This is a genomic window from Nitrococcus mobilis Nb-231 (assembly GCF_000153205.1).
In the GTDB taxonomy this organism is placed as follows: Bacteria; Pseudomonadota; Gammaproteobacteria; order Nitrococcales; family Nitrococcaceae; genus Nitrococcus; species Nitrococcus mobilis.
On sequence record NZ_CH672427.1, the window covers coordinates 3,050,413 to 3,076,501 of the forward strand.

Genomic DNA, 26,089 nt, shown 5'->3' on the forward strand with positions numbered 1-26,089 from the left:
CATTCGGCGTCATATGCCCGGACCGGGTGATGACCTCCGGTGCGCGTCGGTAATTGGGGTGGGTAATGGCTCAGCGCGCGCCGCCTTCCAGTGCCGCTTTCATGTCTTCCAACTCGGCCCAGCGCTCCAGCGCCCGATCGAGTTCTGTCTGGCGGGTGTCCAGCTCGGCAAGGGTCTTCTGGATCGTGGTTTGGGGTTCATTGTAGAACGCCGGGTCACTGATCCGCGCCTGCAGCTCCCCGACCTTAGCCTCCAGAACTTCGATCCGCTCGGGTAGCTGATCGAGCTCCCGCTGGAGCTTGTAGCTGAGCTTGCGGGGCTTGGCGGGGTTCGCCGCCCGTGCGGAGGTCACGGGTGGGGATTTTGGGAGGCTGGGCTGTGGCGCCTCCACCGCGTCGGCCCGTGCCAGCGTATGGCCGCGGCGGAGCCAATCGCTGTAGCCGCCGACGTATTCTCGCACGCGGCCGCGACTTTCGAAGACCAGAGTGCTGGTTACTACATTGTCGACGAACGTCCGATCGTGGCTTACCAGCAGCAGAGTGCCGGGATAGTCCACCAGTCGTTCCTCCAATACCTCGAGCATTTCGATATCGAGATCGTTGGTTGGCTCGTCCATGACCAGCAGGTTGGCCGGGCGCGTGAACAGCTTGGCGAGAATGATTCGGTTGCGCTCGCCGCCGGAGAGGGCGCGCACGGGTTGGCGAGCCCGCCGAGCGCTGAACAGGAAATCCTGCAGGTAGCCGATGATATGGCGGTCCTTGCCGTTGATCCGCACGTGATCGCGGCCCTCACCGACATTGTCCGCGACCGTCTTGTCCAGCTCCAGTGTGGTGCGTAACTGGTCGAAATAGGCCACCTCCAGATTGGTGCCGAGCTGAACGTGACCGCGCTCGGGTGCGAGCTCGCCGAGCAGGATGCGCAGCAGCGTCGTCTTGCCCACACCGTTGTTGCCGATCAGCCCGATGCGGTCGCCGCGCATGATTTTGATCGAAAAATCCTCGATCAGGGTGCGTCCTTGATAGCCGTGGGTGATATGGCGCGCCTCGATGACTTTGCGCCCGGACGGATCCGCCTCCTCCATACGCAGCCGAGCCTTGCCCTGCTGGGCGAGCCGCGCGGCACGTGTCTCGCGCATCGCCTTCAGGGCGCGTACCCGGCCCATGTTACGGGTTCGGCGCGCCTTGATGCCTTGTCGTATCCAGGCCTCCTCCTGCGCCAGCTTGCGGTCGAAGAGCGCATTTTGGCGCTCCTCTGTTTCCAGCCATTGTTCCTTTTGCTCGAGGAAGTTGCGGTAATCGCCGGGCCAACTCGTCAGGCGGCCGCGGTCCAGCTCGACGATGCGGGTGGCGAGCTTTTGCAGGAAGGCGCGATCGTGGGTAATGAACAGCACGGCGCCTGGGAAATCCCGCACCGTCTGTTCCAGCCATTCGATGGTGCCGATATCGAGATGGTTGGTCGGCTCGTCGAGCAGCAGCAAATCCGGCTTGGCCACCAGCGCCTTGCCCAGCGCCACGCGCCGGCGCCAACCCCCGGAGAGGGTCTCCATACGCTTATCGGCCGGCAGCTTGAGCTGCGTGATAAGGGCGTCCACTTGCTGATCCACCTGCCAACCGCCGTGGGCTTCGAGCCGGTGCTGCAGATCCTCGAGCTCGCGTAGGCCCCGAGCGTCCAGCTCCGCGGCGGCACGCGCGTGATAGGCATCCACCAGCGCTTGGACGGCAGCCATGCCCGATTTGACCACCTCCCGCACGGTGCGGGCATCGCCTTCCGGTAGGCTCTGCTCCAGTTGACTGATCTCGATGCCGTCCAGCGACTGAATGCGACCGCTATCGGGTTGCAGCTCGCCGGTGATGAGCTTGAGTAGGGAGGACTTGCCCGCGCCGTTGCGACCGATCAGGCACACCCGCTCGCCGGGGCCGATGGCGAACTCGGCGGTATGCAGCAGGGGCGTGTCGCCGAACTCGAGGGAGACTTGGTCGAAGCGTATCAGGTTCAAGGTGCTCCTATGATATTTAACCCGCTGGCGAATGAGTCATTATACAGGCGCTGGGCCGAGGATTCTGAGCGGGTCAGCGTTGCGTGGATCGCCAACTCTGCGGCTCGTACCAGGCTCTGTCCTCCGGCGGCAGGGGGTCGGCGCCGCGGATGGCATCGGCCAACTTCTCTGCCAGCATGATGACCGGCGCATTGATATTGCCGCTGGTGATCCGCGGCATGATCGAGGCATCCACCACGCGCAGACCCTCCACAGCGTGAACGCGCCCTGTGTCGTCCACCACGGATTCCCCGTCATGACCCATGCGGCAGGTGGCGCAGGGATGGTAGGCGCTCTCAGCCATGCGTCGCACCCAGGCATCGATCTCCTGATCGCTTGCCACTTCGGGTCCAGGGGCCAGCTCCGCGCCCCGAATCCCAGCCAATGGCGTTTGGTGTATGATCTCGCGGGTCAAGCGGATGGCCGCGCGCATCTCGCGGCGGTCGTGCTCGGTGGCCAAGTAGTTGAACAGAATCCGCGGCGCGGCTTTGGGATCGGCGCTGCGCAGTGTTACCTGTCCCCGGCTCTGCGGTCGCATGGGGCCGACGTGCGCCTGAAAGCCGTGGGTGCGGGCGTAGCGGCTGCCATCGTAGCTCATCGCCATGGGCAGGAAATGGTATTGCAGATTGGGGAAGCGCACCCCCGCCGCGCTGCGGATGAAACCGCCGGACTCGAAGTGGTTGGTGGCGCCGAGCCCTCTGCGGAACAGCAGCCATTGCAGGCCGATCAGAGCCTGATTCCAGGGCCGCAAGGCCCGGTAGAGAGTGATGGGTTGGCGGCAGGCATATTGGACGTAAACTTCAATGTGATCCTGCAGGTTCTGACCGACACCGGGTAGATCCTGCTGTACCTCGATGCCGTGCGCGCGCAGGTGCTCTGCTGCTCCCAGCCCCGAGAGCATGAGCAACTGTGGCGAGTTGATGGCACCGGCGCAGAGTAACACCTCGCGTTCAGCCATGACCGTACGCACGGCGCCCCGCTGTTCAATTTCCACGCCGCGCGCTCGTTTGCCCTCGAAGACCAGCCGACGCGCATGGGTGCGCACCTGGATTGTCAGGTTGTGCCGAGCCATGATCGGTCGCAGATAGGCGTTGGCGGTCGATGCGCGTACGCCGTCGCGCACGGTCATGAACATAGGACCGAAGCCTTCCTGCTGATAGCCATTCATGTCCGCGGTGTGGGGATACCCTGCGGCGATCCCAGCCTCGATGAAGGCCCTGTAGAGCGGGTTTTTCATCGCGCCGGTGGTAACGTGCAGCGGACCGCCGCAGCCGTGGTAGTCGTTGGCGCCTTGATCGAAGTCTTCGGCTTTCTTGAAATAGGGCAGAACGTGCCGATAATGCCAGTCGGTCAAACCGAAGTCCTCGGCCCAGCCCTCGTAGTCGAGGGCATTACCGCGCACGTAAGCCATGCCGTTGATGGATGAGGAACCGCCCAGCACCCGCCCACGCGGGCAATACATAGCCCGGTTGTCCATAAACGGATCGGGTTCGGTGTGGTAGTACCAGTTGTAGCGGTCGTTGGCGAGCGGATGGGCGAGCGCCGCGGGCATCTGGAGGAGCAGGCTGCGGTCCATCGGCCCGGCCTCGAGCAACAGCACCGAGATGGCCGGGTTCTCCGTCAGCCGATTGGCCAATACGGCGCCGGCCGAACCGGCGCCAATGATTACGTAATCGTACGCGGTCTCGTTTGCCATCGCCTGGGATTCGTGCGTTTGTCGTTGCGTTGCCGATCGGCGCCGCGTAGGTAAGTGTACAGCCTACCCGGAGCTGATCGAGGCGGGAAGCTCCGCCCGGCGGCCCTCGATTACGCAGGCGCTTGCGATCTCGCGGCCGATCGCCGCTCGTGCGCACGCCTCATGCGGTATCTTTGGCAGCGCATCGACGGCATCCAGCCGGGGGCCGAGGCCGGACCGGTTTGCCAGCTGCACACTGAGCCCGGGGCGGGCGTTGAGCTCCAGCACCAGCGGACCGTGGTCTTGGTCGAGCACCAAATCGACACCGAGATAACCCAACCCGCAAAGCGTCTGGCAATGAGCGGCGAGTTCCAGCAGCCGATCCCAGTCCGGCACCTGCAGGTCGACTACGGAGCTCAGGGTGTCGGGATGGAGGCGTATCGGGCGATCGCGCCATATCGCGGTCGTCGTATGCCCGTCGGCGATGTCGATGCCTACCCCGACCCCGCCGAGGTGCAGGTTCGCCTTGCCATCCGAGGCGTGAGTAGGTAAGCGCATCATGGCCATCACCGGCACGCCGCGGTAGACGACGGTGCGGATATCGGGTACGCCGCGGTAGCTTACCGCATCGAAGCGGGCGTCGAAGCGCACCCGCTGCTCCACCATCACGCGGTCGGGTAGCCCGCCGAGGCTGTGCATACCGGAGAGGATGTTGGCGACATGGTAGCTCAGCTCGTCACGGCTGAACGGCAAACCGCTGGCGCGCCGCCAGTGCTCGCCGAGCCGGCTGGTGACTACCACGATGCCGTTACCTCCGCTACCCTTGGTTGGTTTGATTACGAAATCCTCGCGTCCGTCCAACATGGTTTCAAGGGCGTCGAGTTGGCGTATGCTGGTGATTACGCCGAGCAGCTTCGGCACGGCGATTCCGGCCGCTTCGGCGAGCCGCTTGGTGAGCAGCTTGTCATCTACCAGCGGATAACGCCGGCGCGGATTGTGTTCGAGGATATAGGCCGCGTTGCGTCGGTTCATGCCGACGAGGCCGAGTTCGCGCAGGCGCCGGAAGGGGTTCATCAGGATCGTTGTTCCCAGTCGCGCAGTGCCGTCCGGAAGCGCCACAGCTCGGTGAGGCGGTAGCCGGTGTAGCGACCGAGCAGTAGCGCCACGGCCAGGACCAGCAGCAGCAGCTCGGGGAACACGAAGGCCAGATGGGCGAGCAGCGGCTGGTTCATGGCGAGGTAGGCCAGGATCGCCACGGCGAGGCTGCCGAACCCCTTCTGCAGTGCATCGCGCGCACCGGCTTCCTCCCAGACCACCGACATTCGTTCCACCGTCATCGCCAAAATGACCATCGGGAATAGCGCGACCGAGAGCGCACGGTCGAAACCGAGACTGTGGCTGAACACGCTGATCACCGCCATGATCAAAACCACCACGACCAGTACCGACGCCAGTCGAGGCACGAGCAGCAAGCGCAGGCGCTCGAAATAGAAGCGCACCAGCAATCCGAGCGCCACCACTACGCAGAATAGCGTGATTCCGACGACCAGTTGGGTCTCGCGAAAGGCCATGGCGATCAGCACCGGCATGAAGGTGCCGAAGGTTTGCATGCCCACGATGTTGCGCATCAACACCACGATCAGCGCGCCGACAGGCACCAGCAAAAGGATGCGATAGACACTCTGCGTCTGCACCGGCAGCGAGAACAACGATAGCGAGACCAGCAGCGAGTCCAGGTCTGCGGCGTGTTGGGTGGCCACAGTCATTACGTCCCGTTGGGTACGGGTGGCCGCAAAGCCCCACTCGACTACTCTGGCCCCTTCGACGTGCACCGTCGGATGCTTGCCCGTGCCCCACAGCAGGCGCGTGGCTGGGAGCCCGGTGGCGCCGGTCTCCGGGTCGATGGTGATCCAGTGCCGCTCGTTGTGGACCTGCAGCCACGGTTGCAGGTGCTGGGCACGCATGCCTTTGTTCAGCTCCAAGGTCCAGGCTACGCGCGCCGGGATGCGCGCACCGGCGAGGATTTTGATTAGATTGCGTACGTGCCCCTCGGGGTTGGCTACGCCGTCGCGCAGCAGGCGCACGCGATCGTCGCCGCTTGGTTCGTTGTAGCGCAGAACCAACCGCCGCGCGAACGATTCGATGTCCGCTGAGGCCGCGCGCACGCTATCGAGCAGCCCGCGCACCGCGGCACCTTGCGGCTCCCCGTAATCCGGCACCTCCGGATAACCGGGCACGGGCGAGAGTTGCTGAGCTAGGCCGGTACTCCCCTTGGTGAGCTGCAAACGGTAGTATAGGGTTTGCCTGCCGCGCGCTCGCCGCGCTGTCCAGATCGCGCGGCGCTCGGCCCCCTTGCCGTCGCTGATGGCAGTGAATGCCGTTGCGATGAATTCTTCCTGTAACCGCGTGAAACCGGTGTTGCTATCGGGCAACGGCATATCCACGCGTACTGGGCCACCGTCGGCCCGTAGCTGCACACGCATGTCCACCGTCCACACCTCGGCGGTGGTGTCGGGAGTCAATGGTAGCCCCAACACTTCGGCTTTGTAGGCGGTGATAGCAAGCCCGATCAGGATCAGCGATAGCGCCAGCAGGCGCACGTGTAAGTCTTTCACCGCGAGTCACTAACCGCTGTGCGCGAATGCGCTTCCGCCTCCAGCTTGTGAAGTGAGGTATGTTTGCACTTGCGTTGGGCCAGAAAACTCTCGCGTGGATCGACGAGCGCTATATCGCCGAGAAAGCGCCGCCCCAGGAGCACCGGATAGTTGAAGTTGCCGCGGTCGGCGAGTGAAAATTCCGCCTCGTGTTCGCGTCCATCGATGCAGAATGCCATCTCCACGACATAACGGGGCTGGAGGTGCGCATTCTTGCGCTTGATCAGCACGGTATCCACCACCGGTCGCTCGTAGACGAGCGTGGGCAGCTCGCCCTTGTAGGTCTCCTTGTGTGCTTTCAGCGGCACATTGAAGCGCACCCATTTCGCGCCGTCGCGTTCGAACTCCACCACGTCCACGGCATGCAGCGACGAGGTTTTCGCCCCGGTATCGAGCCGGGCCTTCAGGAGCAGCTTCTGCGGTTCGAGAACTACCCATTCGATCCAGCCGAGCAGCGAGCGCGACTGCGGGTCGTCAGCCGCCTTTACCGGCGCAAGGGGGCCGAGAATGCCAATTGCAAGGGTCACGATCAGCGACATACGGGTCATGACGGGTATCTGTGTTGGGATTAGGGGTTAAAATAATAGGGCGCAGTCTAACTCGAATTCCCTTTGAAAATCTTCCCGGATTTCTGTCTTCAATCAGCGAATGAGCGCTGCGTTCGCCCATTTGATCGATGTTTTCGTGATGCTCTCGAGTGCCGGCGGCGGTGGGTATGACGGCACGCATCGATCTCGCCGGCAGCGAGGCAATTATCGACGCGGTTGCGGCGGATGCCAAGCAGGCCGGTGGCGGTGGTGGTCAATTATCTGGGTGCGCCACTGCGCCGCACGTAAGGGTAATGCCGCAGCGTTGTGGTTCTACGATAGGCTGATCCGCTGTGCGGAGAGCTGCATTGGCGTTGTCATGAGCTCCTCGCGGCGGTCTGCTTGGCTTCCTGCCGGGCAATTGCGAGAAGATCACTACTGGCACCGTCGATGGCGGGGTAGGGAACCGCTTTTAGCAGAGCGTAGAGCGTTTGTCGCGAGTCCGAGGTAGCCCATGAGCAAGCTGGATGGCAAAGTCGCGCTCGTCACTGGCGCCAGCCGCGGTCTCGGCGCGGCCATGGTGATCGGGTTCGCCGCCGAAGGGGCTACGGTCGTGCTTGCCGCCTGTACCCGCGCTGACCTGGACCGCGTGGCCACAGCGCAGGCTGCTAATCGCAGCCTGCGCTCGGTTGACCGCTATGGCCTTAATGCAGCGGGGCCAGTTTGACGTTCTTATATCCCAAGGCATGGGCGATGTCGTACATCGCTTGATTGAGGATTTTATGGGTGTTTTTGTCGGCGGCGTGACCGTGCTTGGCATCGATGTCGGTCATCACCTCGACGTGGATTTTGTGTGATAGCGCGTGGTCGAACAGATAACCGGACCACCAGGTACGATCGGGCGTCGTACCCGCCTCTACCAGCGCCTTGGCGAGCTCTGCACCCTGCAAATCCGCCGGTGCGGCCGGCAGTTTGACGCCCGCCTCGGTGGCACGCTTGAGTGCGGCGTGAACGGCAAAAGTCATGCCGTTGATAAAGTTCGTCACATTTTTTTCGCCGTATTGCTTGTTCAGCTTGGCGACCTCGGCGTTGACGGTCTCCTCGCCGAGCATTGATACCAGCGCCTTCGAAAACGTGAAGTGCTCCGCGCCGCCGCCGGCCTCGACCAAGGCGGCGGTAACCTCTAGCGCCGGCTCGCCGTGGTAGACGGGGCCACCGAACCAGTTGGTCGCCGCATTGTCGTGGCCGCCTGCCGCAAACGTCGCGCCACTTAATAGCAGCCCCAGGCTTGCGGTCAACGCCGCAAAGACCTTGATCATCTTCATCTTGCTCACCTCTTAGAGTTGACTGCCTGTCAGCCGCTGCGCCAAAACGATGCAGCGCCGCTCAGGTTTGAGCTACGGATACCAGTGAGGAAATCCCCGGCGCCTTGGCTAGCTCGTAACCTTGTGCTTGCTGCGGTCGATCAGCGTGGCAAGCCGTCCATCGCCAAATGAATAGTAGTATTCAAGACAACTACTATGAGCGAAGCCAGTTTATTGTCAAGCCCACCGTCTGCTAACGCTCCGCCGCGGCAGGTACGCTCCGTGTGTATTGCGGAACGAGGCCGAGACTTTACGCCAGAGCTTGAGCCTGCTCGTTGATGAGTCGGTGACCGCGCGAGCGACCGGGCCGAGTGGCCACGGAGCCAGCACATAGCGACGTTGATACTCCGTGTCGAACTTGGCGCGGATGACGAAGAAGCCTCTGGCCAAGTGCACAGCCTGAAATGACCATCACTCGATGATCAACGGGTAATCGCCGCCTTCCCAGCGATCTGCGGCTGGCCAGTAGAAGGTGAACACGACCGGGTTGCCCACGGTGAGTTCCGTCGTGGCAAGATCGACAAAGGGAATTCCAAAGCCACTATCTTGCGTCGGCGTGTCGTAACTGGTGCGCCAGCCGTCGATACTCCAGTGGATGGACGCCGCGGCCGTAAGCTTCAGGCGCAGGATGCGGGTCCGCCGGCAGGCAGCGGCACTTGTGGTTGGAACGCCAGATGCCGTGGCGCGCGCCGACCTGGTCGATCTGGTAGCGTTGCCGGGTTGCGGCGGCGTGTCGAAGACACAGCCGGCGGCGAGCGTGTACAATCCGAAGTTTGTCTCCCACGGCACCCTGCATGGCATTGGGCGCCACCATTTACAAGGTCGAGCTGCAGGTCAGCGACATGGACCGGCACTACTCCGCCACCCATGCACTGACTCTGGCGCGCCACAGGAATCTCACCGTACTGGAGATTCCCGGCAGCACGGTCGCCGAGCTGGCCGCGCCGTTGCAGCGTGGCATACGCCTACAATGCTTGATCCAGGATGGCCAGCTGCAACTGATGAATGACGCTGATGCGGCCGCGGTAGCCCCGGTGGTGCGCATGGCACTGCCCGAAACCGTGAGCTGATAGCCCTAACTGTTCGCACCCGCCCATCACTTTTCACCGGAGTCATCCCATGCGTTGGTTACTGTCCCTGCTCGCCCTGCTTACACTCGCCGCCTGCACCGATGCCCCGCCGCCCCAGGCCAACGGGAGCGTGGACAAACTCACTGTGACCGACACCAGAGTCGGCACCGGTGCCGAGGCCACGCCCGGCATGAAGATCACCGTGCACTACACCGGCTGGCTGTATGACGACGGCACCAAGGACAAGCGCGGCAGCAAGTTCGACAGTTCGCACGACCGTGGCGAACCGTTCACCTTCGTGCTCGGCGCGGGCAACGTGATCAAGGGCTGGGATCAGGGTGTCGCCGGCATGCGCGTGGGTGGCGAGCGCACCCTGCTGATTCCAGCTTCGCTGGGCTATGGCGCGCGTGGCGCCGGCGGCGCCATCCCGCCGAACGCATCACTCGTATTCGACGTGGAGCTGGTCGACGTCAGCCCGCACTGAAATCCCGCCGTCAGGCTCCTAACGGGATTTGTGCAAGCTCCTCAGCCTTCCTGCGCTGCTGCCTCGCGGCCCTGCTGGCGGATTATCGCCTCCTCGCGGGCGTCGATGATTGACTGCATCACGCTGTCGACATCGGCGATGCGTTCATCGAACTCGAACTGGCCGGTGAGCTCGCTGTCCGGGTGCAGCTCACCCAGTTCGTACAACGCCCACATCTCCTCGCCGTAGTGGGTGTCGAGCAGCTCCGGCGCGAAGCGCGACAGGCTGATCGTGATATTGCCTACGTCACGGCGCAGCATTGTGCGGGCATTGTTGTTACCCGCGGCGCTCACTACCTGCGGCAGATCGATGATCACCGGGCCGTCCGGCCCGATCAGGACGTTGTATTCGGACAGGTCGCCGTGGATCAGGCCCACGTAGAGCATGCGCGCGACCTGCTGCATCAGGAAACGGTGGTAATCGCGTGCCTCATCCGCCGACAACTCGACCTCACCCAGCCGCGGCGCCGAGTGGCCGTCGGCATCGGTGACCAGTTCCATAACCAGCACACCGCTGAAGTAGCCATAAGGTTGGGGCACGCACACGCCGGCGGCGACGAGCTGGTACAGTGCGTTGACCTCGCTGTTCTTCCAGGCCTCTTCGGTTTCCCGGCGGCCGAACTTCGTCGCCTTGCCCATCGCGCGCGCCTGCCGGCTGCCGCGCACCTTGCGCCCTTCCTGATACTGCACGCGCGCCTGGAAACTGCGCTGCGCCATGTTCTTGTAGACCTTGGCGCAGCGGATATCGTTACCGCAGCGAACGACGTAGACGGAGGCTTCCTTGCCGCTCTTGAGCGGCCGGAGCACCTGGTCGACGACGCCCTCGTCGATCAGTTCTTGCAGTCCCTTGGGAGTTTTCATAGATGGAATAGCTTCACTATGCGGAGCAACGTCTATTATGGCTGATCGATGGCCCGCGATCTGCGCTCACGCGGTCGCCAGGGAATTCTACACTGCCGCGGCGATCTCGAACGAGTGCCGCCGCGCAGTATGCTCGAACACGTTGGCCGTGGGCATCAATTCATTCGGGCGATGCCGCGCGATGAACGCCGTGATGCTACCCGTCACCATGCTGACACCTCGACACCGGCGTTGGGTACGGCACGCACCGGCTGGCCTGGCTGCGCCAGCTCGAAATAGCCGAGCAGCTTCAGCACGTCCTGCGGGAACGCATCGGTGCTGTCGAAGTAGCGGCGCAAGGCGCCGGCGGTGGCCAATAGCAAACACTAAACACTGCGCTGTAAGCACGCCCGCAAAGCGGGGTAAGGGTAACAAAGCCAAGGTATCGGAGGAACCGCCAAGGCCCGCCGAGCGGCGGATCGTCACGGCATGGGCACAGCGATTAAAGCGTGTCTTCAGCATCGAAACTGAAACCGGCGCTGCCTGCAGTAGACCGATGAAAGTCACTGCGCTTGTATCGAAGACCCCAAGGTCGCCCGCCATTAGATCAGTCGCCTACCCGAGAACTGAGGCCCGCCACAGGCCACCTTGTTCGACTAAGGAAAAGCGATCAATGAATCACGGGGAGGTTGCCTGAAGGGCAAGGCAAGGCCGTGGCTGGCCGGTTGTTCGGATATGACCGGAGAAATGGCCGAAATCAAGTGGACTGAGATGGTTATTGCACACCGGCGGCCCGAATATTTAGAGAGTGATGGGCTCTGGCAGGATGGTTTTCAGCAAAAATGGGGTATGCTTCGAATGGCACTTAGTTAAGCCGTAAATTACTGAAAATAAAGTGTAAAATCATAAACAAGGATATTGCAATCGCGTTGTCGAAACCGATCCAAGCCGAAAATTAGCGATTCGTCCCATCATAAGCCATTGAAATCGCTTTGTGTCCTCGCCGAGGCGCGCCATCGTAATCTATTGATATAGTAGAATTTATTAGCTTAAGTAAGTGCCATTGGGGTATGCTTCCTATGTTTTCAGCCCAAAGCCAGGGTCGTATGTAACGGGAATCCGGCCATTCCATCAGGCAAGTTGTTCGTTTGGGTTTCGACGCTGCGGAATTGTGTGGGCTGAGTCTTAGTAGGTGCGCGGTCGGAAAGATGGGGGGAAGGTCCGTGAAACAATTCTGTGTTGCTGTTGGCTTGGTGATCGGCTTGGTCGCGGCGGGGTGTGCGTCTACCGGGCCCTCTACCTCGACGAGCACCGGGTTTTCGCTACCGTTTTCTGGACCAGCCCAATTTGAGCACTTGGCACCTACCAAAGCCACGGACCCGAGTCAGATCAACGTGCCGATCGGGCAGCGGCGCGCCGATCAGATTGCACGGCAATTGGGACTGAAAAAGGAGAACGTGCTCACCGAGCAGCAATTTCTCGAATTCATCAGCGGCGGGGGTGTTGGCGGCGACAAGAAGAGCGCGGCGTTGGCGGACAGGAGCGTCCAGATCTTTACCAATACGAATGGGCGTCCGCTGACTTCTGACGTCGACGGCGTCTCAACGGAAACGGTTCTCGCCAGTTACGGGCTCTTCGTGAACAAAAAAGGGCTGCTGCTAAGCTTGGCCAACCGAATCGCGCCGACGAGGATAGCGAACAGGTTGTTGGCTCCCGACGGTTACATCAACACGTGGTTCATGAACAATGGTGCGGAGGATTCCTTGGTCCAGCTTTACAAGTCGGCGTATACGGTAGAGGCCTTGTATGGCAACCAAGCGCAACAGACGTCGGGTCCATGGCAACTTGTGACCAACACCAAAGATGGCGCGAGCACGCAGGTTGGGATGTCAATGGCACCTGCGCTCTGGCTGACCAACTTCGCCCTGCTCTACACGCTGAAACCAGAAATCGCGGCGTACATGCCCGCCTACTGGACACCGATCCCCACCGCCGTGGCCGACGCAATTCTGGCGACTAAGGCTACTGGTTTTGTCCAGTACAGTGAGTATGCATCCTACTTTCCATCGCCGCGTTGATGCGAGCGTCGAGCTGCTGAATCGTTTCCCCTGACGGTTGGTGATATGACAGTCGCTCGCGTTTCGGGAGAGTTCGACCTGGTGTATCTCTGGCCGAACGGGATCATGAATGTCACCACGCAGGACGGACGCGCAGATCGGGAATCTCCAATTCGTAGGAGATGTTTTGGCTCCGAAATCAACCGGACACGATCGGCATGGTTTTGTGTGAGCGCAGTTGGCCGAACACGTAACCAGCTCACCAGGGCATGATCGGGCGTCGTACCTGCCTTCACCAGCGCGCGGTAACATTTAGCGCCGGCTTGCCGTGGTAAACCGGGCCGCCGAATCAGTTGTTGGTCGCCGCGCTGCCGTGGCCCACCTGCGGTAAACGCGGCGCCGCTTAGCAGCAGTCCCAGGCTTTCGGCCAACGTCGCAAGGCCCTTTATTATCAGTATCTTGCTCACCTCTCATGGTTGGCTGCCTGGTCAGTTATCGCATCAGGAAGATGTGGCGTTGCTCAGGTGGTGGACCTGAACGAGGGAATTCCCGGCGTCTTGGCCGGCTCGGATTGAGCGCGCGGAATCGTCGAAGTTCTTATGCAGCAAGCGACGTTTTCCTCCGGGGGCCCGGAGCTTGCGGCAGCGCCCACTATTGGGCGCGTGACGATGAGTGTCGGCACCCCCATTCATGGGTCGCCGGGACGCTCCGACCAGAGAACCTTTTCGCTCACCTGCCGGATGTTGCGTAACCCGCAGAGCGCCAGGGTGATATCCAGCTCACGGTGGATAAGATCGAGGCAGGTGGTTACTCCTTTTTCTCCCATCGCGCCCAGGCCATACAGAAAGGCCCGGCCGATGAACACCGCTTTGGCGCCCAGGGCGATAGCTTTCAGCACATCCTGGCCGCTGCGGATGCCGCCATCCATATACACTTCCGTGCGGTGGCCGACCGCGGCGACGATTGCCGGTAGGGCGCGAATCGACGACGGTGCACCGTCCAACTGGCGACCGCCGTGATTGGAGACGATAATCGCATCGGCCCCGGCGTCGATGGCGGCGCCGGCATCCTCGGGTTCCATGATACCTTTGATGATCAGCTTGCCGCCCCAGCGCGCTTTAATCCAGGCAACATCGTCCCAGCTCAGGCTCGGATCGAATTGCGCTGCGGTCCAAGCAGAGAGCGAATCGAGATTGCTTGCCTCTTTGACGTGCCCGGCGATGTTGCCGAATGTGCGCCGGCGGGTGCGCAGCATGCCCAAGCACCAGTGCCACTTGGTCGCCAGATCGATCAGATTCTCGAGCGTGAGGCGCGGTGGAACGGTCAAGCCATTGCGCACGTCCTTATGGCGTTGGCCGAGAATCTGCAGATCGGCGGTCAGCACCAACGCGGAGCATCGTGCTGCCTCGGCGCGCTTGATCAGCCGCGCGATGTAGTCCCGGTCGCGCATCATGTAGAGTTGGAACCAGAACGGCTGAGTCGTGTTTGCCGCGACGTCTTCGATGGAGCAGATACTCATCGTCGATAGGGTGAAAGGGACACCGAACGTTTCCGCGGCCCGCGCCGCATGAATCTCGCCGTCCGGATACTGCATGCCGGCCAACCCGATCGGTGCCAACGCAACGGGCATGCGGTATGACCGGCCGAGCAGGGTGCTGCGCAAGCTGCGCTGCGATATGTCCACCATGACGCGTTGGCGTAATTTAAGCGCTGAAAAATCGTCTTGGTTAGCCCGATAGGTGCTTTCTGTCCATGAGCCGGAATCGGCATAATCGTAGAACATTCTGGGCACGCGGCGCTTGGCCAAGCGCTGCAGATCGTCGATGCAGGTAATGATTGGCATAGCGAATCCGGGGGTGTGCGGATCGGTGGTCGGGATGGCGACTGGATGGCGTTCAACGATAGCCCTGCGCTTGGAGCGAGAACAAGTGGGCGTAGTGACCGTCGCGCCCCATCAGCTGCGTGTGACTGCCGCGCTCGACGATACGCCCATCCTGGATGACAATGATTTGATCGGCCATGCGCACAGTCGAGAAGCGGTGCGAGATGAGGATGGCGATGCGCCCACCGGTGAGGCGGCGGAAGTGCTCGAAGATGGCCGCCTCGGCTTCGGCGTCCATGGCGGCAGTGGGCTCGTCGAGTACCAGGATATCGGCCCGCGCGCGCATGAACGCACGCGCCAGTGCGATCTTCTGCCATTGTCCGCCGGAGAGCTCGCGGCCGTCGTGGAACCACTTGCCGAGCTGGGTGTGAAAGCCGCCCGGCAGGGTGTCGATGAATGCCGTGGCCAGGCCCTTGTCGGCCGCCTTGCGCCAGCGCGCCTCGTCCTCGAAGTGGCGGACGTCGCCGGCGCCGACGTTCTCGCCGACGCGCATTTGGTAACGTGCGAAGTCCTGAAAGATCACCCCGATGCGCTCGCGCAGCGTGCGCTCGTCCCACGCGCGCAGGTCGAGCCCATCGAGCAGGATGCGGCCGCGCTCTGGCATATACAGGCGCGCCAACAGCTTGATCAAGGTGGTCTTGCCGGAGCCGTTGCGGCCGACCAGCGCCAGCGATTGGCCGGGGCGAATATGCAGATTGATGTCGTCTAGCGCCGGCGCTGAGGCGCCCGGATAGGTGAAGCCGACCTGCTCGAAGCGGATACCATCGGCCGGATCAGGGCCGTGCTGCGCCCGCCCGCCCCGAGCCGCCACCGGCGTTTCTAAATATTCGTACAGCGTGGACAGGTACAGGTTGTCCTCGTACATGCCGCCGATCGCCGCCAAAATCGCCGACACCGCCGCCTGGCCTTGGCGGAACAGCATCAGATACATGGTCATCTGACCCAGGGTGATGCGCCCGGCGACGGTGGTGACGGCGACCCAGGCGTAGGCGGCGTATAAGGTCGCCGTGCCGATCAAACCGAGGCCGAAGCCCCAGCTGTCGCGCCGGATGGTGAGATCGCGGTCGGCGCGGTAGAGGGTGTCGAAAATGCCGCGATAGCGCTCCAGCAGCAGCGCTCCCAAGCCGTAGAGCTGCACTTCCTTGGCGTGGTCCTCGCGCGCCAGCACGGTTTCCAGGTACATTTGCATGCGCGTCTGCGGCGAGCGCCAGCGGAACAGCCGGAAGGCATCGCCGGAGAACTTGGTTTCGGCCAGAAAGGCCGGCAATCCGGCCAGTAACAGCACCAGCACCGCCCACGGCGAGAACCGCAGCAGCAGCGTGCCATAGCTGATCAAGGAGACCGCGTGTTGAGCCAGCCCAAAGGTGCGCATGACCAGCGACAGCGGCCGACTGGAGGCTTCACGGCGCGCGCGGGTGAGCTTGTCGTAGAATTCCGAATCCTCGAAGTGCGCTAATTCCAGCGTCAGCGCCTTGTCCAGGATCATCACGTTGATCCGCTGCCCGAGCTGCGCGCGCAGCAGCGATTGGCACAGCGACAGACCGCGTTGTGCCCCGGCGAGCGCTGCGACCAGCCCACCTTCGAGCGCCACCCAGGTGAATACCCACCGCAGCGACGCCCCGCCGTCGGCCGCCAATGCGGCGTGGGCGGCGACCACCGCATCGACGATCTGCGCGCCGAGGAAGGCAATACCGGCCGGCAGCAGACCCGCGGCGAGCGTGAGCAGTGCCAGCGCGACGGTCAGCGCCCGGTTGGTGCTCCATACCAGCTCCAGCGCGCGGGCGCTGAACCGGAACACGCCCAAAAAACTACGTGCGCTCAGGTGATCGGGCATCGATACACAGGCATTAACATTCCGGTGCCGTATGGTTGAGGCCCTTTGTCAGGAGGCTGCTGCCCAGCACACAGAAGTAGAGACGGCCGCGCTGCGCGGCGAAGCGCTCGACCAGCCGGCCCACGGTGACTACGCGGGCATCCAGGCTCACTTGCTGAAAGGGAATCACCTTTGCGAATGCCTCGAACCACTCGGCGAATCGCGGCGGTCGCATGCCGCGCAGCGCCAGCGCCGTGGGGTGCAGCGGATCCTCGGTTTGCGCGCGCTGTTCGGCGGCGGTGTTCTTGCCGGGGTAGGTGACTCGCGCCCCTCGCACTTTGGCGAAGCTTGTCAGACGGTGCGGAGTCGAGCGTGAGCCTCCGATGATATGTTCGATCTGTGCGCCTCGCGCCGTGAGCGCATCAGCGACAAGCGAGCGGTGGCATCGCCAGGGCACGGCCTCCGCGCACATCAGCGCGACCGTGCCCTGTGCGAGCAGTGCATGCAGTTCCGCAAGTCCGGTCACGAAGTCCGCAGTTAACATGTAGTCGGCGAACCCCCTGAAACTCTTGTTGCGCCACGCGGTATTGGGTGAATCCTTGTGTGTCCGGCGCAGGCCGCCAAGCTGCGGTAGATGCGCATAGTGAATCCCCCGTGGGCGCAGGGCCGAGGGCAGCGTGTCGCCGTTGAACTGAGGGTTGTGCCGCGAGCGGGGAATGGTTCGGATATCCGCTAACACGTCGATGCCGAAGGCCCGTAGCAGCGCCAGCAGCTCGTCGAGCGTCCGGGTCGTGTGGCCGATCGTATAGAGCCGAGCCCCTTGCCAGTCTTGCGTAGGATTCATTTTTCACCGCTGGTATGCGCGATCGCCACGCCATACGTGGTTCGCAATCGAGATATCAGACTTGAGAACGCTCCGGTTGTTCCTCGATTGTACTGCGGGCGCTTTCAGACTCGCCGCGCTCGCGCTCTTCTCCAAAGGGTGCAATCCGCTCGGTGCTCTCCACCCCGACGCAAAAGTAAGTTTGGTCCATGGGTGAAGGAATATCGCCTTGGCGTAGATCAAGGCTCGGCAGTGGTGTGTAATGGCACATCAAAGCTACGCTGCAAAGTCTCGGAGGTGGACCGTGAGTGATTGGGTTACGGTAGCCGAAGAGGGTGAGATTCCATTGGGCGAGTGCAAAGCAGTATGGGTGGATGGCGATGCGATCGTCGTTTTCCATTTGGAAGATGGCTACTACGCGCTTTACGACTGCTGTACGCACGAGGACTACGAGCTCTCTGAGGGGATCGTGGAAGGTGATGAAGTGGAGTGCTGCATGCACGGCGCGCGTTTTTCGATCAAAACGGGCGAGGCGGTTGCGCCGCCCGCCTATGAGCCGGTGCATGTCTTTCCGGTGCGGGTCGTGGACGGCCGCGTCGAATTGCGCAACGACCTCGATGATTGAATGCTTGTGATACCCGGGTGTTGCGGACCCTCGGGTGCGACCAGCTTATGAACAAAGCCACTAACGCGTTGGCGGGTCATTGTCTGTTTCTGTTTACCGCGCTCGATGAGGCGCTGCACCGGCCGGTACAGGTGCATGGTCGAATTCGGCATCTCGATGCCGCCGCGCATCTGCTCGTCCAGGGCGATCGCGCGGATGTCTTAGGTGGCTCGAGTGTGGCCAGTACGGTGCTGCCACCGAGCGATATGGTCAAAAGTTACTAGGGCTTGTTGTGTCAGTGCAAGAGCGGTTTCGAGGCGATCGAAGCTTGTCGCGGGGGTGTGTTTTTTCGAACCACGCTGATCCGTTTTGACCCCTCAAAGGCGATCCGGAGGAGCGCCGGTGTCGCATTTCTTGCAGTTGAGCGTCCGGCCGAGCATTCGGTTGCGGCCTTGTGGGGTGATCACCCAGGGGCGATTGATCCACGGTGGTTTGTGGCGCACATGCTGATTATGCCCGCATTCGAGCTCGGCGACCCAGTGCCGCTCGTTGTCCCGATGAAAACCGATGATGTGTTGCTGCATATCCTCTGACCTGTTGCCGAGCCAGTCGGTTGCCGCGGGTGTTGTTCATATCGAATCGAAGAGGCGCGCCGCCACCGCGCCTGACTACTCTACTTCAATCACCCATTCATTGTAGTGTTCGCGCGCGACGGAATGAGTCTTTATGAGCTTTCGGATGCCGCCATTGTAAGATTTTATGCGGTTTCGCCGCCGCCCTAAACCCGTGCCCACATCTGATATCAGGGTAAGCTATGGTTGCGGTCTGGGTCAGATGGAACGTGGCGGGGTTGAGATGGGCGTCGTTGCGATCAGGAGTGAGCCTATGAAAATGCTCGTGGCGACGGATTTCTCGGCCCGCTCGCAATGCGCGCTGCGGCGAGCCGGGTGGTTGGCGCGCGTGCAACGTGCTGAGCTCACAATCGTCCATGTGGTGGACGATGATCGGCCGGCACGCCTGGTCGAGCTCGAAAGGCGCGAGGCGCAACGCTATCTCGTTGAACAAGTCGATACGCTTACCGAACTGCGCGAACTGGACTACCGCACCGCCGTGGTTACCGGCGATGCTTTTGACGGCATCCTGCGCACAGCGCAGTCGACGGCCGCCGATCTCATCGTGATGGGCTCGCATCGCAGGCAACTGCTGCGGGATGTTTTCATAGGGACCACAATCGAGCGCGTGATTCGCACGGGGTCGCGGCCGGTTCTCATGGTGAACAACGCGGTCGAGCGTCCTTATCGACGGGTGCTTGCGGCCGTGAATAAGACGGAGCCGGCGGTAAACGCGATCCGGACCGGCAAAGCGCTGGGATTGCTTGATAACGCTCGCCTCAGCTTGGTGCATGGTTTTCAGAGCCTGGCCAAGGGGTCAATGTCGATCGCCGGAATTGAGCGGGAGCGGATCAATGAGTATCTGGCTGAAGAGCTGCTGCGGGTTGGTATGGAGCTGCAGGCGTATTTCAAAGCGAATGCGGTCGATGTTGATAGGCCGTCGCTGCGCATCAGGGAGGGCGGCGCGTTCGAGGTGATTTTCCGCGCCGTGCGGGACATAAGCCCCGATCTCTTAATTATCGGCACGCAAGCTCGAACGGGACTCGCCAAGCTGCTTTTGGGAAGCGTGGCCGAAACGGTGTTGAGGTCCGTCGAGACCGACATCCTTGTCGTGCCGTTTGACCGATGAGTCCGGGCCTTGCCGGCCTACCGATCATTTGAGCGCACGCCCACGACTGGGCGGGCGTTAGCGAGGGTCGTGCTCATGGCCGTCTCCCGGATGATGCCCGCCGGGCAGGTCGATCGGCGCAGGCCGGATCGCTCGGTGGTGGGGGAGCAACGCTCTCTTATCCGCCGACAGCGCGCGCGCTTTAACCTCATCATAGGCTTGGCCTTCGATACGGTCCCGAAACAACGCGGCGCGTACGAGCAGCATCAGGGCGACCGGCGTCGTCAGGGTTAGGAAGATCGCGATCAGTATTTCATGCACGACCGGCCGGGTTTGCAGCGCTGAGAAGAAGACCATCGAGGCGATCAGCACACAGCCCGCGCCGAGCGTTGTTGCCAATGTCGGTGCATGAACGCGCTCGTAAAAACTATTGAACCGCAGCAGTCCCAGCGATCCGGTAAGGGCCAGCCCCGCCCCCAACAGGACCAGCACAGAGGTCAGCAAGGCCGCCCAGGGCGGCAATCCTGTGACAGGCGTCATTCGATCACCTCGCCGCGCATCAGAAACTTCGCCAGCGCCGCTGTTGTAACGAAACCGAGCACGGCGATGACGAGCGCCGCCTCGAAGTATGCTGTGCTGCCCGAGCGGATGCCGAAGATCAGCAGCAGCAGGATGGCGTTGATATAGAGCGTATCGAGGCCCAGCACTCGGTCCTGGGCCCGCGGCCCGCGGAGCATCCGAAAGGTTGCGCCCGCCATGGCGAGTGCCAGGAGGATCTGGGCGATCGTGAGTGACCCGATCAGCACGTTGGCTATCATTCGAATATCTCCAGCAGCAGCCGCTCGTAACGGCCCTTGATGATATCGAGCCAAGCGTTCTCGTCGATCAGATCGAGAATATGGACGGTGACGACCCCGGTGGCGGAGTCGAAGCCTACCCACAGGGTGCCCGGCGTGGCGGTGATGATGCAGGCGAGTACCGCCAGGCCGTATGGATTGCGCAGCTCGAGCGGGATGTTCACGAAGTTCGAGGTTCGCCCCCGCTGGCCGGGGCTGAGAATGATCCAGGCGACGGCGGCGTTGGAGCGGATGATGTCGCCCAGGACTATGAAAAAGAGCCGGATGATGGTTCCCGGTCGTCGCAGCCGGGATTTGCTCGGCTGCACCGCACGCATGGTCCATGGGATGCACAGGGCGAGGGCGGCGCCGAGCAGGAGATGGCCCACGGCCACCGTCTGGTTGAGCAACAGCCACATGGCCAAGAGGCATGCGGAGAGTAGCGGGAAAAGTAGCCAGCGCCTCATGAGTCGCCCCCTCTCGGCGCACTTTGCTCGCTAGGGGTGGCCAGCACACCCCGGACGTAAGTGTGCGGGTTGTGTACAGATCGAGCCGTTGCCTGCACATACTGTAGGATCGGTTCCGCTCGAACCGTCAGCACGGCACAGGCGAGCAAGAGGGCGGCGATCGGTGCCAGTTCGACCAGTCTCACCTGTGGCACGGCGCGCTCCAATGGTATCCAAAAAACGCGCATTCCGGCGCGGCTCATGGCGATGAGGGTGGCGAGCCCGGAGACGATCAGCAAGGCAAGCAATGCCCAGGAGGCCGGCGAAACCACGGCCTCGGCCCCGGGAGTGCTCAAAAGGGCCGTCAGCAGCGCGAACTTGGCTATGAACCCGGACAAAGGCGGCAGCCCAGCGAGCACCAACGCGCAGCCAATAAAGCTCAGACCGAGCACCGCCAGTGTTACCGGTGTGGCGATGCCAACCTCCTCGACCGCCTCTACATCTACCTCGCCCTCCTCACCGAAGACCTCCAGCGTAACGGCGAGTATGTCCGCCCCCGGCCCGCGACCGCGCTCAATGAGTTCGACCAACAGGAAGAACGCGCTGATGGCAAGGGTCGAGCTGATCAGGTAGAACAGCGCCGAGGCGGTTACCCCGGGGTGGCCGGTGCCGATCGCCGCCAGCACGGTGCCCGAGGAGATCAGCACGGCAAAACCGGCGAGCCGCGCCGTATCCTGAGCGGCGAGAACCCCGATCGCGCCGAAGGCGATGGTCGCCATCCCGCCGTACAGCAGCCATTGCTGGCCGAACGGCGCCAGGTTGGTGTCTCCCTCGCTAAACAGCAGCAGCGAGAGCCGCAGCACGGCATAGACGCCGACCTTGCTTAGGATCGCAAAAATAGCCGCCACCGGAGGGGTGGCCACAGAATAAGCGCTCGGCAGCCAGAAGCCCAACGGCCACATTCCCGCCTTGACCAGAAAGGCGATGCCGAGGGCGGCCGCGCCGACTTCCAGTAGCATACGGTCGCTTGCCGGGATAAGCGGAATGCGGGTGGCCAGATCGGCCATGTTGAGGGTCCCGGCCACGGCGTAGAGCAAGCTCACGCCGATTAAGAACAACAACGAGCCGGCGAGATTGACCGCAATATAGTGCAGCCCGGCTTGCACACGGGCGGTGCCCGAACCATGCAGCATGAGACCATAGGAGGCGGCCAGCAGCAGCTCAAAAAAGACGAACAGGTTGAACAGATCGCCGGTCAGGAAAGCGCCGTTGAGTCCCACCAGCAGGAATTGGAACAGGGAATGGAAATGGGCGCCCGCTCGGTGCCAACGGGCGAGCGAAAACACGACGCTAGCGAGTGCCAGCACGCTCGTCATTACCAACATGAGTGCCGCGAGACGGTCGACGACCAGCACGATGCCAAACGGCACGGGCCAGTCCCCGAGTCGATAGACCCCGACCTGAGTGGCGGTGGGCTCGGTGGGCGGTGCATTCGCCAGACCCAACAACGCGAGGCCAGTCCCAGTCAAGGCGATGATCGCGCCGATATTGATGGCCGCTTTGAGCCCGTGCCGGCGCTCATCGATGAGCAGCATCACGGTGCCGGTCACCAAGGGTAGGACGACGGGCATGATCAGTAGGTGGTCGGTCCAGGCGATCACGATTCCCGCTCCGCACCATCGACGTGATCCGTGCCGGTCAAGCCGCGCGCGACCAGCAATACGACCAGAAACAGCGCAGTCGTAGCGAAGCTGATGACGATTGCGGTGAGGATTAGCGCTTGGGGCAGAGGGTCGGCGTAATGGGTGAGATCGCCGCTGCGGTCCACCTCCAGAATCGCGGGAGCGCCGGTTCGCAGCCGCCCCATGGCGAAAATGAACAAATTGACTGCGTAGGAAAGCAACGTCAAACCGATGATCACCTGGAAGGTGCGCGGCCGCAACAGCAGCCAAACGCCGGAGCCAGCCAATACGCCGATGCCGAGGGCCAAGATGATTTCCATTACGTCTCTCCGGCCGAGGGTGGAGTTACCGTGGCCTTGGCGCTCGGCGTTCGATGGCTGCGGATCGACTGGTGGGCGAGTGCCAGCAGGATCAACGCCATAGCTCCCACGACAAGCACGAACACCCCAAGATCGAAGAGCAGAGCGCTGGCGAGTGGCGCTCGACCGATGACGGGTAGTTCGGCATGGGCGGCGTACGAGGTTAAGAAAGGATAGGAGAACAGCCATGCGCCGACTCCGGTGCCCGCCGCGAGTAGAAGCCCCATGGCGATCCAGCGCACAGGACGCACGTGCAGGCGCGCCTCCACCCAGCGGATTCCGCCGGCTATATACAGCAGCAGCAAGCCTACGGTCATCGTGATGCCGGCTATGAAGCCGCCGCCCGGCAAATTGTGCCCGCGGATGAGTAGAAACATGGCCAACACACCGATGAAGGGGAACATAAGCTGCATGATCACCGCTGGGATGGCTAAATAATCGGTCAAGGTGGTGCCGGGTGGCCGCAGTGGGGGGGCGGCGTCTCGGGCGTTTTGGAGCCGTTGCTGCTCCGGGATATCGATGCTGTCGGATGCGGGACGGAAGCGGCGCAGCAGCGCGTAGACGGCGAGGGCGACAATGCCAAGCACGGTGATTTCTCCCAACGTGTCAAAGCCGCGGAAGTCCACCAGGATGACGTTGACGACATTGGTGCCGCCGCCCTCGGTATAGGCGTGCTCCAAGAAAAAACGCGAGATACTCGACGGTGCGGGGCGGCTCATCACCGCATAGGCCAGCAGCGACAAACCACTGCCGGCGACGAGCGCGAGCGCGAGGTCGCCAAGGCGGCGCGCGCGTATCCTGAGACGGGCGCCCGAATCGATGCCTTCGATTCGTTTCGGAAGCCAGCGCAGCCCGAGCAGGATCAAAACGGTCGTAACGATCTCCACCAGCAGCTGCGTCAAAGCGAGATCGGGCGCGGACAGCCAGACGAACGTAATACTGGTGACCAGGCCCGCCCCACCGACCAGGATCAAAGCGGCCAAGCGGTGATATTTGGCCAGACAGGCGGCGCCGACGGCGCAAGTGGCGCCGACCGTCCAGAGCAACGCAAAAGCAGGGTCGAGTGCCGGCGAGGCGGTGTGGTCGACGGCGAGTTCGCGCCCGTAGAGCGACCATAGCGCCGCAATGAGTGCCGTGCCCACCAGCAAGCGCAGTTGGACTTGCAAGTGGCGAGTGCCGAGGAGATTTTTCAGTGCCCCGGCCCACCGCCACGACACCGTAACCAGTACACGCTCGAAGATGTGCTGGCTTTTTAGGTGGCGCCACAAGGGGGGGCCTTCGACGCCGCCTAGCAGGTGTTCCCGCAGCAGCCGATAGATCAAGGCACCGCCCAGCAATGCGGCGACGCTCATCAACAGCGGCAGAGTAAACCCATGCCACACCGCAAGGTTGTATTGCGGCAGGGCGGGGCCGAGCACGGCGTAGGCCGCCGTCTCCAGGACCGGCCCCACCGTGAGTTCCGGAATAATCCCGACCACGAGGCAGGCCACCACGAGCAATTCCACCGGGAAGCGCATCCAACGTGGCGGTTCGTGCGGTACGCGTGGTAACGCCACGGCGGGCGGGCCGAAAAATGTCTCGTGAATGAAGCGCAGCGAATAGGCGACACTGAACATGCCGGCCAGCGTGGCGACAAGCGGCAGCGTCTGATCCACTAGCGAACCATCATGGGCTGCGATGGTTTCGGCGAAGAACATTTCCTTGGAGAGAAATCCGTTCAGCAGCGGTACGCCGGCCATTGCGGCCGCAGCGACCATGGCTAACGTCGCGGTGATGGGCATGAAGCGATACAACCCGCTCAGGCGGCGAATATCGCGCGTGCCGGTCTCGTGATCGATGATACCCGCGCCCATGAACAGGGAAGCCTTGAAAGTCGCATGATTTATAATGTGAAAAATTCCCGCTACCGCCGCGAGTGGTGTGTTCAGACCGAGCAGCAGCGTGATCAAACCCAAATGGCTGATCGTCGAGTATGCCAGCAAACCCTTGAGATCCTGTTGGAAGATCGCGAGATAGGCGCCCAATACGAAGGTTACCAGGCCGGACATTCCCACGATCCAAAGCCAAGCATCGGTGCCGGCTAGGGCCGGCCACAGGCGTGCCAGCAAGAATACCCCGGCTTTCACCAGGGTGGCCGAGTGCAAATAGGCCGAAACCGGGGTTGGGGCCACCATGGCCTGCGGCAGCCAGAAGTGAAATGGAAACTGTGCGCTCTTGGTCAGCGCCCCGAGTAGGATGAGGATCAGCGCCGGCAGATAGAGGGCATGCGAGCGGATCAGCTCACCTGCGGCCAGCACCTCATCGAGATCGTAGCTGCCGACCACGTGTCCGAGGATCAGCATTCCGGCGAGCAGGCACAGCCCGCCGGTCGCGGTGACGGTCAGCGCCATGCGGGCGCCGTCGCGGGCGCCGGCCCTGTGATGCCAGTAACCGATCAGCAGGAACGAGAAAAGACCGGTCAGCTCCCAGAAGAACACCAGCTGGATCAGGTTGCCGGCGAGCACGACGCCCAGCATGGCGCCCATGAACGCCAGGAAGAACGAGAAAAAACGCGGCACCGGGTCTTGCGGTGACATGTAGTAACGCGCATAGAGCACGACTAAAAGCCCGATCCCCGTGACCAGCATCGCGAACAACCAGGCAAAGCCGTCCATGCGCAGGATAAAATTCAGCCCGAGCGTGGGAAGCCACTGCGCCTCGTAACGCATGACCCCGCCGGCAGTTACACTCCAATAGCAAGCCGTCGTCAGGATTAGGGCGGATAGCGCGATCAAACCCGAGAGCCAGGCTTCGATATTGCGGGCGTTGGCGGGTAAGAATGCAGCGACTAAGCTGCCCGCGAATGGGAGAATAGTTAGGCTGATGAGCAGTGTAGCGTTCGACATTATTCTCGGTTAGTCCGCCCCTGTTCGCGTTTGAGCCGTTCCTATCCGGTCGTGCCCAGTCCTGCGCCCCGCGGCTTTCTGTGCTCTCTCTTCGGTTGACCTCATTGGTATCCTCCATGCTGTGCCGGTTTGCCTGGGACCACAGATTATCTTGCCGGCACTATCACATGCCCTCGAGAACAAGCCGCTGCGACCTACTCCTACCTTCAGTGATGCGGTGGTAGTAACGGTGCCTACACTCCTGCCGACCACCGCAATGTACATTGGACGGTATGATTTATGGTTAAAAAAATTAC

29 protein-coding genes are annotated in these 26,089 nt (G+C 62.2%); 8 read left to right on the top strand and 21 right to left on the bottom strand.

The genetic code is table 11. The features are described 5' to 3' along the window. Positions 1 to 70 precede the first annotated feature (70 nt). The 5 genes from NB231_RS13850 to NB231_RS13870 all read right to left on the bottom strand — a co-directional run bounded on the left by NB231_RS13850 (position 71) and on the right by NB231_RS13870 (position 6,903). Positions 71 to 1,996, bottom strand: coding sequence for an ATP-binding cassette domain-containing protein (locus tag NB231_RS13850; RefSeq protein WP_005003995.1), 1,926 nt, complete (start codon positions 1,994 to 1,996; stop codon positions 71 to 73). Positions 1,997 to 2,069: 73 nt separating this feature from the next. Then, positions 2,070 to 3,731 (bottom strand): choline dehydrogenase, encoded by a 1,662-nt coding sequence (betA, locus tag NB231_RS13855; RefSeq protein WP_005003997.1) that lies wholly within the window; start codon positions 3,729 to 3,731, stop codon positions 2,070 to 2,072. Positions 3,732 to 3,794: 63 nt separating this feature from the next. After that, positions 3,795 to 4,784: an alpha-L-glutamate ligase-like protein gene (locus NB231_RS13860; protein ID WP_005004001.1), complete on the bottom strand. Its 990-nt coding sequence runs from the start codon at positions 4,782 to 4,784 to the stop codon at positions 3,795 to 3,797. Beyond that, on the bottom strand, positions 4,784 to 6,325 hold the full coding sequence (locus NB231_RS13865) for a UUP1 family membrane protein (protein ID WP_005004004.1): 1,542 nt from the start codon (positions 6,323 to 6,325) through the stop codon (positions 4,784 to 4,786). The genes NB231_RS13860 and NB231_RS13865 overlap by 1 nt, the downstream gene beginning before the upstream one ends. Beyond that, entirely contained in the window at positions 6,322 to 6,903 is a 582-nt protein-coding gene (locus NB231_RS13870; protein ID WP_005004008.1) for an ATP-dependent zinc protease family protein, read from the bottom strand. The genes NB231_RS13865 and NB231_RS13870 overlap by 4 nt, the downstream gene beginning before the upstream one ends. A gap of 176 nt (positions 6,904 to 7,079) precedes the next feature. Here NB231_RS13870 and NB231_RS18770 point away from each other — a divergent pair, with 176 nt between their 5' ends. Together NB231_RS18770 and NB231_RS13875 are read left to right on the top strand one after the other, a co-directional pair. Then, positions 7,080 to 7,238, top strand: coding sequence for a hypothetical protein (locus NB231_RS18770; protein ID WP_156777028.1), 159 nt, complete (start codon positions 7,080 to 7,082; stop codon positions 7,236 to 7,238). Between the two features lie 167 nt (positions 7,239 to 7,405). Then, complete coding sequence (locus NB231_RS13875; protein ID WP_005004010.1) at positions 7,406 to 7,618, top strand: SDR family NAD(P)-dependent oxidoreductase; 213 nt, start codon at positions 7,406 to 7,408, stop codon at positions 7,616 to 7,618. On the opposite strand, the gene NB231_RS13880 is transcribed toward NB231_RS13875, so the two are convergent. Further along, entirely contained in the window at positions 7,596 to 8,216 is a 621-nt protein-coding gene (locus tag NB231_RS13880) for a hypothetical protein (RefSeq protein WP_005004012.1), read from the bottom strand. The two genes, NB231_RS13875 and NB231_RS13880, sit on opposite strands and share 23 nt — an antisense overlap. Positions 8,217 to 8,666: 450 nt before the next feature. Next, a complete protein-coding gene (locus NB231_RS13885) occupies positions 8,667 to 9,056 on the bottom strand; it encodes a hypothetical protein (protein WP_232210481.1) in 390 nt (129 codons plus the stop codon). Here NB231_RS13885 and NB231_RS13890 point away from each other — a divergent pair. Beyond that, a complete protein-coding gene (locus NB231_RS13890; RefSeq protein ID WP_005004014.1) occupies positions 9,050 to 9,325 on the top strand; it encodes a YaeQ family protein in 276 nt (91 codons plus the stop codon). The two genes, NB231_RS13885 and NB231_RS13890, sit on opposite strands and share 7 nt — an antisense overlap. Positions 9,326 to 9,374: 49 nt before the next feature. Continuing rightward, the gene (locus NB231_RS13895; protein WP_005004016.1) at positions 9,375 to 9,809 is read left to right on the top strand and encodes an FKBP-type peptidyl-prolyl cis-trans isomerase; all 435 of its coding nucleotides are present in this window, start codon (positions 9,375 to 9,377) and stop codon (positions 9,807 to 9,809) included. Between the two features lie 41 nt (positions 9,810 to 9,850). Here NB231_RS13895 and NB231_RS13900 read toward each other — a convergent pair whose 3' ends face one another. From NB231_RS13900 to NB231_RS19240, 3 genes are all read right to left on the bottom strand, one after another. Continuing rightward, on the bottom strand, positions 9,851 to 10,708 hold the full coding sequence (locus NB231_RS13900) for a PA4780 family RIO1-like protein kinase (protein ID WP_005004018.1): 858 nt from the start codon (positions 10,706 to 10,708) through the stop codon (positions 9,851 to 9,853). 87 nt (positions 10,709 to 10,795) lie between these two features. Next, positions 10,796 to 10,918 (bottom strand): hypothetical protein, encoded by a 123-nt coding sequence (locus NB231_RS20075; protein ID WP_005004022.1) that lies wholly within the window; start codon positions 10,916 to 10,918, stop codon positions 10,796 to 10,798. Next, positions 10,912 to 11,070 (bottom strand): hypothetical protein, encoded by a 159-nt coding sequence (locus NB231_RS19240; RefSeq protein ID WP_005004026.1) that lies wholly within the window; start codon positions 11,068 to 11,070, stop codon positions 10,912 to 10,914. The genes NB231_RS20075 and NB231_RS19240 overlap by 7 nt, the downstream gene beginning before the upstream one ends. Positions 11,071 to 11,910: 840 nt before the next feature. Between NB231_RS19240 and NB231_RS13905 the strand changes: the two genes are divergently transcribed. Next, the gene (locus NB231_RS13905) at positions 11,911 to 12,765 is read left to right on the top strand and encodes a hypothetical protein (protein ID WP_156777029.1); all 855 of its coding nucleotides are present in this window, start codon (positions 11,911 to 11,913) and stop codon (positions 12,763 to 12,765) included. A 667-nt stretch (positions 12,766 to 13,432) separates the two neighbouring features. Here NB231_RS13905 and NB231_RS13910 read toward each other — a convergent pair. The 4 genes from NB231_RS13910 to NB231_RS18775 are packed head-to-tail and all read right to left on the bottom strand — an operon-like array spanning position 13,433 to position 17,533. Next, positions 13,433 to 14,587 carry an alpha-hydroxy acid oxidase gene (locus tag NB231_RS13910; protein WP_005004030.1) on the bottom strand — a complete coding sequence of 385 codons (1,155 nt, stop codon included), beginning with the start codon at positions 14,585 to 14,587 and terminating at the stop codon, positions 13,433 to 13,435. Between the two features lie 52 nt (positions 14,588 to 14,639). After that, positions 14,640 to 16,460 (bottom strand): ABC transporter ATP-binding protein, encoded by a 1,821-nt coding sequence (locus NB231_RS13915; RefSeq protein ID WP_005004039.1) that lies wholly within the window; start codon positions 16,458 to 16,460, stop codon positions 14,640 to 14,642. 13 nt (positions 16,461 to 16,473) lie between these two features. Further along, on the bottom strand, positions 16,474 to 17,283 hold the full coding sequence (locus NB231_RS13920; protein ID WP_005004042.1) for a DUF488 domain-containing protein: 810 nt from the start codon (positions 17,281 to 17,283) through the stop codon (positions 16,474 to 16,476). Positions 17,284 to 17,338: 55 nt separating this feature from the next. Beyond that, positions 17,339 to 17,533, bottom strand: coding sequence for a hypothetical protein (locus NB231_RS18775; RefSeq protein WP_156777030.1), 195 nt, complete (start codon positions 17,531 to 17,533; stop codon positions 17,339 to 17,341). 33 nt (positions 17,534 to 17,566) lie between these two features. Here NB231_RS18775 and NB231_RS13925 point away from each other — a divergent pair, with 33 nt between their 5' ends. Further along, positions 17,567 to 17,887 (top strand): non-heme iron oxygenase ferredoxin subunit, encoded by a 321-nt coding sequence (locus NB231_RS13925; RefSeq protein ID WP_005004044.1) that lies wholly within the window; start codon positions 17,567 to 17,569, stop codon positions 17,885 to 17,887. A gap of 47 nt (positions 17,888 to 17,934) precedes the next feature. Beyond that, the gene (locus NB231_RS13930) at positions 17,935 to 18,150 is read left to right on the top strand and encodes a hypothetical protein (protein ID WP_005004046.1); all 216 of its coding nucleotides are present in this window, start codon (positions 17,935 to 17,937) and stop codon (positions 18,148 to 18,150) included. A 93-nt stretch (positions 18,151 to 18,243) separates the two neighbouring features. On the opposite strand, the gene NB231_RS13935 is transcribed toward NB231_RS13930, so the two are convergent. Further along, the gene (locus NB231_RS13935; RefSeq protein WP_005004049.1) at positions 18,244 to 18,450 is read right to left on the bottom strand and encodes a DUF3565 domain-containing protein; all 207 of its coding nucleotides are present in this window, start codon (positions 18,448 to 18,450) and stop codon (positions 18,244 to 18,246) included. 301 nt (positions 18,451 to 18,751) lie between these two features. Between NB231_RS13935 and NB231_RS13940 the strand changes: the two genes are divergently transcribed. Continuing rightward, entirely contained in the window at positions 18,752 to 19,606 is an 855-nt protein-coding gene (locus tag NB231_RS13940) for a universal stress protein (RefSeq protein ID WP_198007307.1), read from the top strand. A gap of 57 nt (positions 19,607 to 19,663) precedes the next feature. On the opposite strand, the gene mnhG is transcribed toward NB231_RS13940, so the two are convergent. The 6 genes from mnhG to NB231_RS13970 are packed head-to-tail and all read right to left on the bottom strand — an operon-like array spanning position 19,664 to position 25,793. Continuing rightward, the gene (mnhG, locus tag NB231_RS13945; protein ID WP_005004052.1) at positions 19,664 to 20,125 is read right to left on the bottom strand and encodes a monovalent cation/H(+) antiporter subunit G; all 462 of its coding nucleotides are present in this window, start codon (positions 20,123 to 20,125) and stop codon (positions 19,664 to 19,666) included. Then, positions 20,122 to 20,403, bottom strand: coding sequence for a K+/H+ antiporter subunit F (locus NB231_RS13950; RefSeq protein ID WP_005004054.1), 282 nt, complete (start codon positions 20,401 to 20,403; stop codon positions 20,122 to 20,124). The genes mnhG and NB231_RS13950 overlap by 4 nt, the downstream gene beginning before the upstream one ends. Then, positions 20,400 to 20,888, bottom strand: coding sequence for a Na+/H+ antiporter subunit E (locus NB231_RS13955; RefSeq protein WP_040662460.1), 489 nt, complete (start codon positions 20,886 to 20,888; stop codon positions 20,400 to 20,402). The genes NB231_RS13950 and NB231_RS13955 overlap by 4 nt, the downstream gene beginning before the upstream one ends. After that, complete coding sequence (locus tag NB231_RS13960) at positions 20,885 to 22,528, bottom strand: monovalent cation/H+ antiporter subunit D (protein WP_005004056.1); 1,644 nt, start codon at positions 22,526 to 22,528, stop codon at positions 20,885 to 20,887. The genes NB231_RS13955 and NB231_RS13960 overlap by 4 nt, the downstream gene beginning before the upstream one ends. After that, positions 22,525 to 22,869, bottom strand: a complete 345-nt coding sequence (locus NB231_RS13965; RefSeq protein ID WP_005004057.1) for a Na+/H+ antiporter subunit C — start codon at positions 22,867 to 22,869, stop codon at positions 22,525 to 22,527. Before NB231_RS13965 ends, NB231_RS13960 begins: the two co-directional genes overlap by 4 nt. Beyond that, positions 22,869 to 25,793, bottom strand: a complete 2,925-nt coding sequence (locus tag NB231_RS13970; RefSeq protein WP_005004059.1) for a monovalent cation/H+ antiporter subunit A — start codon at positions 25,791 to 25,793, stop codon at positions 22,869 to 22,871. The genes NB231_RS13965 and NB231_RS13970 overlap by 1 nt, the downstream gene beginning before the upstream one ends. Positions 25,794 to 26,089 lie beyond the last annotated feature (296 nt).